General features: G+C 63.2%; 10 protein-coding genes. All 10 read left to right on the plus strand.

Translation table 11 applies throughout. The annotated features are described in order from the left end of the window. Positions 1-408: 408 nt before the first annotated feature. Positions 409-1,038: a nicotinate-nucleotide adenylyltransferase gene (nadD, locus tag QZY48_RS18305; protein ID WP_295433801.1), complete on the plus strand. Its 630-nt coding sequence runs from the start codon at positions 409-411 to the stop codon at positions 1,036-1,038. A gap of 33 nt (positions 1,039-1,071) precedes the next feature. After that, a complete protein-coding gene (rsfS, locus tag QZY48_RS18310; RefSeq protein WP_295433804.1) occupies positions 1,072-1,428 on the plus strand; it encodes a ribosome silencing factor in 357 nt (118 codons plus the stop codon). 94 nt (positions 1,429-1,522) lie between these two features. Then, the gene (locus tag QZY48_RS18315) at positions 1,523-2,113 is read left to right on the plus strand and encodes a dihydrofolate reductase (protein WP_295433807.1); all 591 of its coding nucleotides are present in this window, start codon (positions 1,523-1,525) and stop codon (positions 2,111-2,113) included. A 135-nt stretch (positions 2,114-2,248) separates the two neighbouring features. Then, complete coding sequence (locus QZY48_RS18320) at positions 2,249-4,636, plus strand: class I SAM-dependent DNA methyltransferase (protein WP_295433810.1); 2,388 nt, start codon at positions 2,249-2,251, stop codon at positions 4,634-4,636. Between the two features lie 75 nt (positions 4,637-4,711). Further along, positions 4,712-5,875 carry a Fic family protein gene (locus tag QZY48_RS18325; RefSeq protein WP_295433812.1) on the plus strand — a complete coding sequence of 388 codons (1,164 nt, stop codon included), beginning with the start codon at positions 4,712-4,714 and terminating at the stop codon, positions 5,873-5,875. A gap of 1,206 nt (positions 5,876-7,081) precedes the next feature. Then, positions 7,082-8,356, plus strand: coding sequence for a restriction endonuclease subunit S (locus QZY48_RS18330; protein WP_295433815.1), 1,275 nt, complete (start codon positions 7,082-7,084; stop codon positions 8,354-8,356). Continuing rightward, the gene (locus tag QZY48_RS18335) at positions 8,353-9,888 is read left to right on the plus strand and encodes an AAA family ATPase (RefSeq protein WP_295433818.1); all 1,536 of its coding nucleotides are present in this window, start codon (positions 8,353-8,355) and stop codon (positions 9,886-9,888) included. The genes QZY48_RS18330 and QZY48_RS18335 overlap by 4 nt, the downstream gene beginning before the upstream one ends. Positions 9,889-9,915: 27 nt before the next feature. Next, on the plus strand, positions 9,916-10,269 hold the full coding sequence (locus QZY48_RS18340; protein WP_295433821.1) for a four helix bundle protein: 354 nt from the start codon (positions 9,916-9,918) through the stop codon (positions 10,267-10,269). A 40-nt stretch (positions 10,270-10,309) separates the two neighbouring features. Next, positions 10,310-13,483 carry an HsdR family type I site-specific deoxyribonuclease gene (locus QZY48_RS18345; RefSeq protein ID WP_295433824.1) on the plus strand — a complete coding sequence of 1,058 codons (3,174 nt, stop codon included), beginning with the start codon at positions 10,310-10,312 and terminating at the stop codon, positions 13,481-13,483. Next, complete coding sequence (locus tag QZY48_RS18350; protein ID WP_295433827.1) at positions 13,473-14,201, plus strand: SprT family zinc-dependent metalloprotease; 729 nt, start codon at positions 13,473-13,475, stop codon at positions 14,199-14,201. The genes QZY48_RS18345 and QZY48_RS18350 overlap by 11 nt, the downstream gene beginning before the upstream one ends. The last annotated feature ends 637 nt before the right edge of the window (positions 14,202-14,838 follow it).

The raw sequence follows: 14,838 nt of genomic DNA on the forward strand, positions 1-14,838 counted from the left end.
CCGACCACGATTACGACAACGACAACGACAACGCCAGGTCCGTGAGAACGTCCGGTCGCTGTGGCTTTAGCGTACGCATCGCGTACCCGGCTCCTGCGGGTGTGGCAGCTTGGCGGGTACGCGATGCGTACCCTACGACATGTGCGTTAACACATCAGTTCTAATCGCACCCCCCACGACCGGGAGCCGGGACAAGCCGCGCGGGTTCTGCTATGGTTACACCAATACCGTAACGCACTGACCACTGTCCAAGAGCCAGGAGACCTTGCCCCAGGCCCAGACCCACAGATCGAACGGGGAGTGGACCCGGCCGACACCGCGGCGCCGGCCCCGGTTCCCGCCCCCGGATCGTCTCGCCCCCATACTGCCCCGGTCGCCTGGGTGCCGGCGCCCCGGTGGCGCCTCACCATGATCGGCGTCCTGGGCGGTACCTTCGACCCCGTCCACCTCGGGCACCTGCGCCCGGCCTTGGATTGCCTCCAGTCCCTGGGACTTGCAGAACTGCGCTTCATCCCGCTCAACGTGGCGGTCCACCGCCCCCAGCCGGAGGCCGCGGCGCCCTGGCGACTGGCCATGCTGGAGGCGGCCATCGCCGGCCAGCCCGGATTTCGGGTGGACACCCGGGAGTTGGGGCGGCCCGGCGGCTCCTTCTCCTATGACACGCTGCAATCCCTGCGGGCCGAGTTGGGTGAGGCCCGGCCCCTCTGCCTGCTGTTGGGCGGCGACGCCTTTCGGGGCTTTGCGGACTGGCACCGGCCGCGCGAAATCCTGGATCTGGCCCATCTGGTGGTGATGCAGCGGCCCGGGGTCTGCGGCCCGCTGGCCCCGGGCTTGGAGGTCCTGTGCGCGGGGCGGACCTGTGAGGACCCGCACGTGTTGCGGGAGGTGCCGGGCGGACGCATCCTGTTCCAGGCCGTCACCCAGATGGAGATCGCCTCGACCCGGGTGCGCGCCCTGCTGCGGGCCGGGCGCGGTGCCCGCTATCTGGTGCCGGAGGCGGTCCTTGCGCTCATCGCGCAGGCTGGCCTATATCGATGAACCCTTACACAAACCCTTAGCAGAGGAGACCGCATGCAGCTCGCTAAACTCAGGCAACTGGTGGTGGATACCCTGGACGACATGAAGGCCCGGGATGTTCAGGTAATGGACGTGCGCGGCAAGACCGCCGTCACGGACTATATGATCGTCGCCTCCGGGACCTCGGACCGGCACGTCAAGGCAATCGCCGAGACGGTGGCCTTCCGCTCCAAGGAGGCCGGCGAGGTGCCCTTAGGCACTGAAGGGCTCAACGAGGGCGAGTGGGCCCTGGTGGATCTCAACGGGGTCGTGGTCCATGTGATGCTCCCCAAGGTGCGCGACTTCTACAACCTGGAACGTCTGTGGTCGGCCCCCGAACCGGTCGCCCAGTCCGCCGCCGCCCGCGCCTGAGCCCGGCGTCCGCAGCCCCCGGGCTTGCCCGCCGCACCGCGGCCGCGATCGTCACGCAGCTCGCGCGGCAGCGGCACGGCGCACCGTGACGGGGTTGTCCGAGCCGACGCGCCGGCCCCTGCTGTGCCTGGTGGCCGCGGTCGCCGACAACGGGGTCATCGGCCGGGACAATGCCCTGCCCTGGCACCTGCCCGCGGATCTGGCCCACTTCCGGCGCCTGACGCTGGACAAGACCATCCTCATGGGTCGGCGTACCTGGGAATCGCTGCCCGGCCCCCTGCCGCGCCGCCGCCATCTGGTCCTGACCCGGGACCCGACCTTCCAGTCCGCCGGCGCGACCCCGGTAGGCTCCCTGGCAGAGGCCATCGCCGCGGCAATGGGGGAGGCGCAGTTGATGATCGTCGGCGGCGCCAGTGTCTATGCGCAGGCCCTGCCGCAGGCCGACCGGCTCTATCTCACGCGGGTCCATGCGCGGCCCGCGGGGGACACCCGGTTCCCGGCTTGGGCGCCGGCCGCCTGGCAGGAGGTCGCCTGTCGGTCCCACCCGGCCGATGAGCGCAATCCCATCCCCATGACCTTTCTGGAGTTGCACCGCATCCCGCTGGTCGGGGCCGCTCACCAGGACGCCGCGATCGATGCCAAGAACGACGACGGAGTGACCGGGTTGATTTTTGCCCCGGCGTGACGAGCCTGACGAGCGAAACTGCGTGAATTTCCTATCTGCGTGCCGGCGTTGACCGCTCGGCCGAATCGCCGATCCACAGGAACAGCCCTTGCCCGTTCATCGCCCGTTACCAGGCCACCTTTAAGAAATAAGCCCATGGCCCTCAAGAAGTCCGCACTCTATTCCTCCCTCTGGCGCTCCTGCGACGAACTGCGCGGCGGCATGGACGCCAGCCAATACAAGGACTACGTCCTGGTCCTGCTGTTCGTCAAATATGTCTCCGACAAATACGCCAACGACCCCGATGCGCTGATCGAGGTCCCCTACGGCGGCGGCTTCGCCGACATGGTGATCGCCAAGGGCGACAAGGAGATCGGCGACAAGATAAACAAGATCATCGGGCGCCTCGCCGATGCCAACGACAGCTTGAAGGGCGCCATCAACGTCGCCGACTTCAACGACGAGGACAAGCTCGGCAAGGGCAAGGAGATGGTGGACCGGCTCACCAAGCTGGTGGCCATCTTCGAGGGGCTCGACTTCGGCAGCAACCGCGCCGAGGGCGACGACCTGCTGGGCGATGCCTACGAATACCTGATGCGCCACTTCGCCACCGAGTCCGGCAAGAGCAAGGGCCAGTTCTACACCCCGGCCGAGGTCTCGCGCGTCATGTCCATGGTCATCGACCTGGGCCGCGCCACCAGCGGCGCCCAGACCATCTATGACCCCACCTGTGGCTCCGGCTCACTGCTGCTCAAGGCCCACGACGAGGCCAGGAACCGCACCGGCCTGGAGCTGACCCTCTACGGACAGGAGATGGACAACGCCACCTGCGCGCTCGCCCGCATGAACATGGTGCTGCACGACGCCCCTGAGGCCGAGATCTGGCAGGCCAATTCGCTGTCCAGCCCGCACTTCAAGAACGCCGACGGCGGCCTCAAGACCTTCGACTTCGTGGTCGCCAATTTCCCCTTCTCCAATAAGAACTGGACCAGCGGTCTGGACCCGGCCAACGACCCCTACGGGCGCTTCCGCTTCGGCATCCCGCCCGCCAAGAACGGCGACTATGCCTTCCTGCTGCATATACTGGCGAGCCTCAAGGGCAGCGGCCAGGGCGCCGTCATCCACCCCCATGGCGTGCTGTTTCGTGGCGGCGCGGAAGGCGCCATCCGCCAACGCATCGTCCGCCAGGGCTATATCAAGGGCATCATCGGCCTGCCCGCCAACCTCTTCTATGGCACCTCCATCCCCGCCTGCATCCTGGTGGTGGACAAGGGCGGCGCGGCCGGGCGCCGCGGTATCTTCATGGTCGACGCCAGCCGCGGCTTCATCAAGGACGGCAACAAGAACCGACTGCGCGCCCAGGATATCCACCGGATCGTCGACACCTTCACCCGCCAGGTGGAGTGCCCCGGCTATTCGCGCATGGCGCCGCTCGCGCAGATCGAGTCCAACGACTTCAACCTGAACCTGCCGCGCTATATCGACGGCAGCGAACTCGAGGACTTGCGCGACATCGAGGCCCATCTCAAGGGCGGCATCCCCAACCGCGACATCGACGGCTTGGCCGCCTATTGGCAGGTCTTACCCAGCGTGCGCCATGCGCTGTTCGAGGACACCGAGCGCGGCGGCTACAGCCAGCCCAAGGTCGAGGCCGGCCAAGTCAAGGCGGCGATCTTCGGCCACCCCGAGTTCACCGCCTTCAATGCGCAGGTCACCGCGCTCTTTGCCCAGTGGAAGGCCGCCAACCTGCCCAGTCTCAACGGCATCCGCATCGGCGATGCACCCAAGCGACTGATCGATGGCCTCTCGGAAAGCCTGCTGGAGACCTTCCGTACCGCCCCACTCATCGACCCCTACGACTGCTATCAGCACCTGCTCGACTATTGGGTCGAGACCATGCAGGACGACGCCTGGATGCTGGTCGGCGACGGCTGGCAGGCGCTCGCCGACGGCAAGCCCAACACCGACCTGATCCCGCCCGACCTGATCATCACCCGCTATTTCGCCGCCGATGCCGCCGCCATCGCGCGGCTCGAAGCCGAGCGCGACGCGGTCGGCCGCGAGCTGGAGGAGATGGACGAGGAGCACGGCGGCGAGGATGGACTGTTGGCGGAGGCCAAGAACGACAAGGGCAAGCTCACCCGGGCGAGCGTCAAGGCGCGGCTGGCCGAGATCAGGCCCGACAAGGACGCCGCCCCCGAGCGCCGGATGCTGGCCGCCTACAATGCTTTGATCGACAAGGAGACCGCCGCCGGCAAGAAGGTCAAGGACGCCCAGAAGGCGCTCGACGCCAAGGTGGCCGCCCGTTACCGGCAACTCACGCAGGACGAGATCAAGACCCTGGTGGTCGAGGACAAATGGCTCGCCGCCCTGGGCTTGGCCGTCCAGGGCGAGTTGGACCGCGTCAGCCAGGCCCTGACCGGGCGCATCCGGCAACTGGCCGAGCGTTATGCCGCACCGCTGCCGCGGTTGATCGAAGAGGTGGACACACTCGCCGCTCGGGTGGATGAGCACCTGAAGACGATGGGATTCGCTTGGAAGTGACTGGTTGTCGGCGCCTTATTAAAGTATTCTTGGTTTTTTTTAACAGCACCCTGCCTTATTAAAGGATCTTGTGCCATGCACCGTGACAGCACCGGGCACTATGCCGCCAGTCTCGCCGGGGGCGAGGCGGTCCGCGCCTTTGTCCCTGCGCCCCTACCGCCGACGCCGCCGCTCGAGCTAGGCGGCACACGGCAAGCGGCCCTGGAGGGTGCGACCCTGGCCCTGGGTCGCCTCGACAGCATCGGCCTGCTGCTGCCCGATCCGCAGCGCTTCCTGTACGCCTATGTACGCAGGGAAGCGGTGCTGTCCTCCCAGATCGAGGGGACCCAGTCCTCGCTTTCCGATCTGCTGCTCTTTGAACTCGAAGAACAACCCGGGGTTCCCTTCGACGACGTGGTCGAGGTCTCCAACTATGTTGCCGCGTTGGAACACGGCATGGCGCGCCTGCGCGAGGGCCTCCCGCTCTGCAATCGGCTCCTGCGCGAGATGCATGCCCGCCTCATGGCGCGGGGACGGGGCAGTGACCAGGCCCCCGGCGAGTTTCGCCGCACCCAGAACTGGATCGGCGGCACCAGACCAGGTAACGCCCGCTTCGTCCCACCGCCGGCCCAAGAGGTGGAGCCCTGCATGGGCGCGCTGGAGGCGTTCATCCACGACGCGTCCGCTGCGCTTCCCGTGATCCTCAAGGCGGCCCTGGTGCATGTCCAGTTCGAGACCATCCACCCCTTTCTCGACGGCAACGGCCGCCTCGGGCGACTGCTGATCGCCATGGCGCTGCATGAGGGCAGGGCACTCACCCAGCCTTTGCTTTATCTTAGCCTCTATTTCAAGCAGCACCGTCAGGTCTATTACGACCTGCTGGACCGCGTGCGGACCGACGGCGACTGGGAGGCCTGGATCGACTTCTTTCTGGAGGGCGTGGAGCAAACCGCCAACAGCGCCGTGCAGACCGCCCGCCGGCTGGTCGATCTGTTCCAGCAGGACACCCGGCGCGTCCAGGCCGGCGGGCGCGGCGCGGCCAATACCCTGCGCGTGCTCGACGCACTGCGGCAGCGGCCACTGTGCAACCTGGCCCACGTCAGCTCAAGCGCCGACATCAGCTTCCCCACCGCGTCCAGGGCCATGCTGGCACTGGTCGAGTTGGGTATCGCCCGCGAACTGACCGGCCAACGGCGCAACCGGGTGTTCGTCTACGATGCCTATTTGGGGATACTCAATGAAGGGGGAGAGGCGCTGTGATAATGGAGAATGGCGAGTTGATAATGGACAATGTGCTGCTGCGAGCGGAAAGCGTGGGCATTACGCATCAATTGCCGTGCGGCCGCTCGTTTCCACGCTCCCCGTGCGAATGCAGTCTTCTCTCGTTCCCACGCTCCGCGTGGGAATGCAGCCTTGGCCGCTCCTGCGGCCCAAACCTCTGCGCGACGCTGGAGCGTCGGCACTTGCTCCCACGCTGGAGCGTGGGAGCCAGGAAGAAATTGGTCAGAAGCCTTCTCACCAATTGCACTTCACTCGCTTTCCCACGCCACCACGTGGGAGCGAGAAAACTTTCCGAACCGAGTAGGGTCCGCTGCGCGGACCATTCGTCGGTGGGATTCACGAGGGGTTCGCTCCACACAGCGGACCCTACCTGGCTCATCCCTCTCTGCGCCTCCGCGTCTCTGCGTGAGTCACTTCAGGAATATCTCACGCAGAGGCGCAGAGGCGCGGAGAGAAGCGGTAAAAACGCCCGAGGGTCCCCTAGGCGCGGGCATGCGGAAAGACCATCGGGACCGCTGACGCGCAGATTGCCGACCTGCACCCCAATAGATGCGACGCCGTCGCACCTTTTCGGGTGTCTCTCTCGTTCCCACGCTCCGCGTGGGAATGCAGCCTTGGCCGCTCCTGCGGCCCGAACCCATACGCGACGCTGGAGCGTCGGGACTTGCTCCCACGCTGGAGCGTGGGAGCCAGAGACATGGAACTGACCAACGTCCGCCTTTGCCTCTCGTTCCCACGCTCCGCGTGGGAATGCAGTCTTGGCCGCTCCAGCGGCCCGTATCCCTACACGACGCTGGAGCGTCGGGACTTGCTCCCACGCTGGAGCGTGGGAGCCAGAAAAGGTGCGACGCCGTCGCACCTTGTCGCGTGTCTCTCTCGTTCCCACGCTCCGCGTGGGAATGCAGCCCCGGCCGCTCCGGCGGCCCGAACCTCTACGCGACGCTGGAGCATGGGAGCCAGGAAGAAATTGGTCAGAAGCCTTCTCACCAATTGCACGTCTCTCGCGTTTCCACACCACCGCGTGGGAGCGAGAAACAAGAAGACAGACCCGGGGGTGAACCTCTTGTTCCCACGATCCGCGTGGGAATGCAGCCCCGGCCGCTCCAGCGACCCGAATCCGTACGCGACGCTGGAGCGTCGCGACTTGCTCCTGCGCGGGGCTGTGGGAGCGAGAGAGCCGTTGCAATGAATACCGAACTGAAACCGGGATATAAGCAGACTGAGGTGGGAGCGATTCCAGTTGATTGGTATGTTGACTCGATTGTCAATGTGGCAGCAATAACCACAGGAGACAAGAACACCCAAGATCGCATTGCGGATGGTATCTATCCCTTTTTCGTTCGCTCATCAACCATTGAGCGCATAAACAGCTACACGTTTGACGGCGAAGCCGTATTAACGGCTGGCGACGGCGTGGGTACTGGGAAGATCTTTCACTACGTCAAGGAAAAATTCGATTTCCATCAGCGCGTCTACAAGATCAGCAACTTCTGTGATAGATTAGACGGCTACTACTTCTATCTCTATTTCAGCAGCAACTTCTACCCAAGAATCATGCAGATGACAGCCAAGTCATCCGTTGATTCAATTCGTCGGGAAATGATTGCCAACATGCGGATTCCGCTGCCACCGCCTACCGAGCAACGCGCCATTGCCGCCGCGCTGTCGGATGTGGAAGCCCTGGTCACTAAGCTCGATGCGCTCATCTCCAAAAAGCGCGACCTCAAACAGGCAGCCATGCAGCAACTCCTCACCGGGACGACCCGGCTGCCGGGGTTTGCCGGCCCGTGGGTGGTAACACCGTTCGACAAGTTGTTCTCGTTCAGTGGCGGATTATCTGCGTCCCGCGATCAACTCTCGGATTCGGGTTACTGCTATCTGCATTACGGGGACATACACAAGTCCACCAGAACATTCATTGACGTGGAGAAGGAATACTCGGAAATACCGAAGCTTGATGTTCGCTTGAGTAATGTGAACGTATCGAGCCTCCTTAGAGATGGCGACATAGTGTTCGTCGATGCATCAGAGGACGACGAAGGGACGAGTAGGCATTTGGTTGTCGCGAATCGCGGCAATATCCCTTACATTTCCGGCCTGCACACCCTGGTCGCGAAAAGCAGGGATGAAAGGCTCGACAACAATTTCAAGCGTTTCTGCTTCCAAACCCAAAGCGTCAAGGACCAGTTTCGATTCTTTGCTGTTGGCACCAAGGTCAGTGGCATAAACAAGTCCACTATTCGTAAAGTTGAGCTTGAGTTCCCCACAATGTTGGAGGAGCAAACCGCCATCGCGACCATCCTCTCCGACATGGATGCCGAGATCACCGCCATCGAAGCGCGCCGCGACAAGACCCGTGAGTTGAAGCAGGGCATGATGCAGGAGCTGCTGACCGGGCGGATTCGGCTCGTCGGCGGCCTTGACTGCGAACCGACCGCCACCCAGGAGCCTCCGCGATGAGCCTGCTGCGTCGTAACCTCCGTCAGGTGTGGGATCAATTGCGCGCGAAGAAGCCGCAGATGCCGCAGTTCCTGGAGTCGGTACAGATCCGTAAGCTACGCGGGATCGAGAGCCTGCAGATCACCTTCGGATATCCCGTTACCGTCATCGCCGGCCCCAATGGCTGCGGGAAATCGACCGTGCTCTTCGCCTGTGCCTGCGCCTATGATGTATCGGACAGTCGCGATTACAGTCCGACCGTGCTCTTTCCCAACCTCAAGGCCCCGGCGATTTCGGATCATCTCGGCGACGCATCGTTCGAGTATTTTTTTGTCGCTGACGGCAGCCGGGTAGGCATGACCTGGCGGCGGGGTAAGTCGTGGACCAAGAATTTCATGGGGCGCAAGGCCGTGCACCAGCCAAAACGTGCGCTCTACTTGCGCACCCTGGCCAACCTGACCAGCCCGTCCGAGGTCCGCAGCATCCTGCAGATCGGGTCCAAACAATTCGAGCAGTCGGACCTGGATGCCGATCTGATCGCCTTTGCCCACCGCGTCTTGCCTTTCAAGTATCGGGGCCTGAAGCTGTTGCAACTGAAGGGCAAGGATCTGCTGTTCGCGGACCGCGAAGACGCGACCGCGACCTATTCGGAATTTCATATGTCCGCCGGAGAGCGGGCCTTGCTGCACATCTCCAAGGACATCTCCCGTCTGAAGGACGCGTTTATCCTGATCGATGAGATCGAGGCCGGTCTGCACCCCTACACCCAGCAACAAGTCATGCTCGAATTGCAGCGGTTGGCCCTGCGCAACAACCTGCAAATCATCGTCACTTCCCACAGCCCGGTAGTGCTGGAGAGCGTCCCGGTCGAGGGCCGTATTTTCCTGGAGCGTACCCCCACCGATGTCACCGTCCAGCCGCCATATCGCGATATCTTTCAGCGCGCCTTCTACGGGCAATCGCAAGACAAGCTGTCGATCCTGTGCGAGGACTCCATTGCCGAGGGACTCATTCTCGGCGTGCTGGATACCTTGAACGTCAAGCTGAACCTCAATCCTGACGATGTCGTAGTCGGGCGCGACACGGGTAAGGACCAATTCCCCCAGCACGTCGAAACGCTCGGCAAGTTCCAGTTGCTCGATGCCTTTGTCCTGGTGCTCGACGGCGATGCCCGGCAGATCGAGCCCGCCATCCAGCAAGCCGCCGAGCGATTCAACCAGTCTGCCGCACCCCTGTTTCTACCGGGTATCCAGCCTCCCGAAGAGTGGATCTATGCGGCACTGGAGAAGCAGTCGACCCTTTATTCATCCCTGCTTGCCGCCCCGAGCCTTGAGCAGCAGTTGAAGAACTTGAGGCAGTCGTTCGACAACGCCAGCGATAAGCCGACCAATATCGCCAAGAATCGCTTTGAAACCCTTGCGGATGCACTGCAACGCGACCCGGAAGAGATTGCGCGAATGGTCGGGAGGACCGAAGCCGCCGGGGGCGAAATGAAGGTATTCTCGGAGGGGCTTGAACAGGCCATTTATAACTGGCGGCAGCGGGGGCAGTAATTGATAATGGATAGTTGAGAGTTGATAATGAAGAAGAATGCGGTCATGGATAAGTCGTTTGGGTTTGCGTTGCGGGTCGTTAAGCTCTATAAGTATCTAAGTGAGCAGCGGCGTGAGTTTGTGTTGAGCAAACAATTGCTGCGGTCGGGGACCGCGATTGGCGCGCTGATCAGAGAGGCGGAGCAGGCGGAAAGCAGGCCGGACTTTATCCACAAGATGGCCATTGCACTCAAGGAGGCCAACGAAACCGACTACTGGCTCGACCTCCTGCATCAATCCGACTTTATCGATAAACCAGGTTTCGACTCCATGCGAGCAGACAATACCGAATTGATGAAGCTTCTCACGGCAATCATCAAGTCCTCAAAAGCCGGCATCTAGCCACCCCGCACTATCAACTGTCCATTGTCAATTATCAATTATGAATACAGTCGGGCAGATCGAAAAGAAGACCCAGGAGCGTATCGTCTCCCTGTTTTGTGACCGTCTGGGTTACGACTACCTGGGCAATTGGATCGAGCGTCCCGGCAACGCCAACATCGAGCCGGAAATCCTCACCGCATGGCTCAAAGGGCGAGGGGTGAGCGACACCCTCATCAAGCGGGCGCTGCACGAACTCAACCGCGTGGCCTCTGACACCAGCAAGTGTCTCTATGACCGCAACCGGGCGGTCTATGAACTGCTGCGCTATGGGGTCAAGGTCCAGCCGGGGTCGGGCGAGAACAAGGTTACGGTCTGGCTGATCGACTGGAAGGACCCGCAGAACAACCGGTTCGCCATCGCCGAGGAGGTGACGGTGAAGGGTGCGGATGCCAAGGCCAGCACCAAACGACCGGACATCGTGCTCTATATCAACGGCATCGCCGTGGCGGTGCTGGAGCTGAAGCGTTCCACGGTCTCAGTGGCCGAGGGCATCCGCCAGACCCTGGACAACCAGCAGAAGGCGTTCATCCAGCCCTTCTTCTCGACCATGCAATGGCTGATGGCGGGGAACGACAGCGAGGGGCTGCGCTACGCCACCGTCGAGACGCCGGAGACCTATTACCTCCGATGGGTGGAGGACACCGGCCCCTGGGCGGCCGAGCCGAACCTGCTGGACCGGCACCTGTTGCAGGTCTGCACCAAGGCGCGGCTGCTGGAGTTGATGCACGACTTCGTGGTGTTCGATGCCGGCACCAAGAAGCTGTGCCGCCAGAACCAGTTCTTCGGCGTCAAGGCGGCGCAGGAGTTCATCCGGCGGCGCGAGGGCGGGATCATCTGGCACACCCAGGGCAGCGGCAAGTCCCTGACGATGGTCTGGCTGGCCAAGTGGATCAGCGAGAACTGCCCCGGGGCACGGGTGCTGATCATCACCGACCGCACCGAGCTGGACGAGCAGATCGAGAAGGTGTTCAAGGGCGTCAACGAGTCCATCTACCGCACCGGCAGCGGCGCGGACCTGATCGAGAAGCTGAACGGCACCGAGGAATCGCTGATCTGTGCCTTGGTGCATAAGTTTGGCGGCAAGGAGGACGAAGCAGCGGGGGAGGACAGCAGCGCCAAGGCATTCATCGAGGCGACGCGCAAGCTGCCGCCGAACTTCAAGGCCAAAGGCGACATCTATGTGTTCGTCGACGAGTGCCACCGGACCCAATCGACCAAGGAAGGCAGCCTGCACAGCGCGATGAAGGCCCTGCTGCCCAATGCACTCTTCATCGGCTTCACCGGCACGCCGCTGCTCAAGTCCGACAAGGCGCGCAGCATCGAGGTCTTCGGCCGCTATATCCACACCTACAAGTTCGACCAGGCGGTACGCGAGGGTGTGGTGCTGGACCTGCGTTACGAGGCACGGGACATCGACCAGACCCTGACCAACAAGGCCAAGGTCGACCAGTGGTTCGAGACCCATACGCCGGGGTTGAACGACCTGGCCAAGGCTCAGCTTAAGCAGCGCTGGGGGACCATGCAGCGGTTGCTGTCCAGCCGGGGCCGGCTGGAACAGATCGTCGCCGACATCCTGCTCGACATGAGTACCAAGCCCCGGCTGATGGACGGCCACGGCAATGCCATGCTGGTGGCGGGCAGCATCTACGAGGCATGTAAGTTTTATGAGCTGTTCGCGCACTCGGAACTCAAGGGCAGGTGCGCCATCATCACGAGCTATGCGCCAACCGTCGCCGACAGCAAGGGCGAGACCACCGGCACGGGCGAGACCGACAACCTGTTCAAGTACGAGGTCTATCGGCAGATGCTGGCGGACTGGTTCAACGAGCCGCCCGAGACGGCCATCAAGAAATCGGAGCGGTTCGACAAGGAGGCAAAGAAGCTATTCGTTGATGCCCCCGGCCAGATGAAGCTATTGATCGTGGTGGACAAGCTACTCACCGGCTTCGATGCCCCCTCCGCAACCTATCTCTATATCGACAAACAGATGCAGGACCATGGCCTGTTCCAGGCCATCTGCCGGGTCAACCGGCTGGACGGCGTGAGCAAGGAATACGGCTACATCATCGATTACAAGGACCTGTTCAAGCGCCTGGAGGGCGCGGTCGAGGACTATACCAGCGGGGCCTTCGATGCCTATGACAAGGCCGACGTTCAGGGCTTGCTGAAGGATCGGCTGGCCGAGGGGCGCGCGGACCTGGAGGACGCCCGCGAGAGGGTCAAGGCCCTGTGTGAGCCGGTGGAGGCACCGCGCGAGGAACTCAATTACTTCCATTGGTTCTGCGCCAAGGAGTCGGGCAATGCCGGGCAACTCAAGGACAACGAGCCCAAACGGGTGAAGCTCTACAAGTTCGTGGCCGCCTTGCTGCGCAGCTTCGCCAACATTGCCAATGAACTTGCCGCGGCCGGCTACTCCGGCGATGAGATCGAGCGCATCAAGGATGAGGTGGATCGCTTCGCCAAGGTCGCCGCGACAGTCAAGCGCAACAGCGGCGATTACATCGATCTCAAGGTGTACGAACCGGCCATGCGTCATCTGATCGATACCTATATCCGCGCCGAGGAGAGCGAGACGATCTCCGACTTCGACGACCTGAGCCTGATCGCCCTGATCGTCGAGCGCGGTCCCGCGGCGGTGGATGCGCTCCCCAAGGGCATCCGCAAGAGTGAGGGGGCGGTGGCGGAGACCATCGAGAACAATGTCCGGCGGCTCATCGTCAACGAAACCCCGGTGGACCCGGCCTACTACGAGAAGATGTCCAAGCTCCTCGATGCCCTGATCGAGCAGCGGCGCCAGGGGATGCTGACCTACCAGGCGTACCTGGAGAAGATCGCCCGGCTGACCAGGGACGCGGCCCTACCAGGCGGCGGGCCGGGTGGCTATCCTTTGGGCGTGAAGAGCGCGGCCCAACGGGCGCTCTACAACAACCTGGGCCATGACGAGGGGCTGGCCCTGGCGGTGGACGCGGCGATCGAGGCAAGCCGTATGGATGGGTGGCGCGACAGCACGATGAAGGCCAAGCGGGTGCGCCTGGCTATCCGCGCGGTCCTTGCGCAGGCGCGGGACGCTGCTCAAGCCGCCAGCACCATTGCCGATGACGCGGGGGGCTACTCGGTCGAAGCCGAGGCCACCAGGCTTCTCGAACTGGCGAAGCACCAGAGTGACTACTGAGACGCAGCACCTGCGGATCTCCGGCATCGAGGTCGAAGTGGTGCGCAAGGACATCAAGAACCTCCACCTGGGCGTTTATCCGCCGCTCGGGCGGGTGCGCGTGGCCGTGCCGCTGGTGCTCGGGGACGAGGCGGTACGGCTCGCGGTGATCGACAAGTTGGGATGGATCAAACGGCAGCGGGCAAAGTTCGCCGAACAGCCCCGCCAGTCCCAACGTGAGATGGTGAGCGGTGAGAGCCATTGGTTCCTGGGCCGTCGGCTGCGACTGCGGGTCCGCGAACAGGAGGGGCCGCCTAAGGTGGCGGTGCGTGGAATCGGCGCCATCGATCTCGTCGTGCGCCCCGGCACCGATGCCGCGCAGCGCGAGGCCATCCTGTCACGCTGGCACCGGGAACAACTCAAGGAGCTGATCCCACCGCTACTCGCAAAGTGGCAAGCGGCGCTGGGGGTGCAGGTGGCCGACTGGGGCATCAAGCGGATGAAGACCCGCTGGGGGAGTTGCAACCCGGCCGCGCGTCGCGTCTGGTTCAATCTGGAGCTGGCCAAGAAGCCGGTCCAGTGCCTGGAGTACATCGTCGCCCATGAGCTGACGCACCTGCTGGAGCGACATCACGACGAACGGTTCACGGCACTGCTGGACGCCCACATGCCGCAATGGCCGCAGTATCGGGACATGCTCAACAGCCTGCCGCTGGCGCATGAGGAATGGGGGTACTGATGCTGACTCCGATCCCGTCGGCGCAGTGGCGGACTTGCCCGCGGACCTGCCGACGGCAACGAAGAACCCCGCGGACCGGTAGAAGCAACGGCGTCCTGAGGAAGCATCGCCGGCCCTATCGTCGCGGGGCTCAACTAAATTATAGCCCGTCCCATCGAATCCGCCGACCGACCCCAACGGATGCGGCCCCATGACCATCCAGGCACTCGCCAGGGCGCCCGCGAGCAGGACCCTGGGCAAAAAACCTCAGGCGCGGCATCGGCGGCGTCGTGGTGGAGGGCGCCGCGAGCAGGATGTTCGAGGTCCTGCCGGCGGGCGGTCAGGGTGGAAGGGGAACGCGATCGAGAGGCTGCCGTTACTGCGACCCTCGGGCCAGGCTCGCCTTGGCGGTCACTGGCCTACTGATGATCGACCCGACGAACGAGGGGATGGGGTCACACTAGGGGATGGGGTCAAGGGGATGGGGTCAACAAGGGGATGGGGTCAGCAAGGGGATGAGGGGATGGGGTCACCATTTAGCTGACCCCGGTGCGGGCACGACCGAACTCCTCGTGCCCGGACACGTTTTTGATCATACCGCGAAGCGCCGCATGGTCACCGCAAACGCGCCGTCGGTTCTCATTGCGCAAGTGTCGGA

The sequence above is a fragment of the uncultured Thiodictyon sp. genome, from assembly GCF_903828115.1.
Classification (GTDB): domain Bacteria; phylum Pseudomonadota; class Gammaproteobacteria; order Chromatiales; family Chromatiaceae; genus Thiodictyon.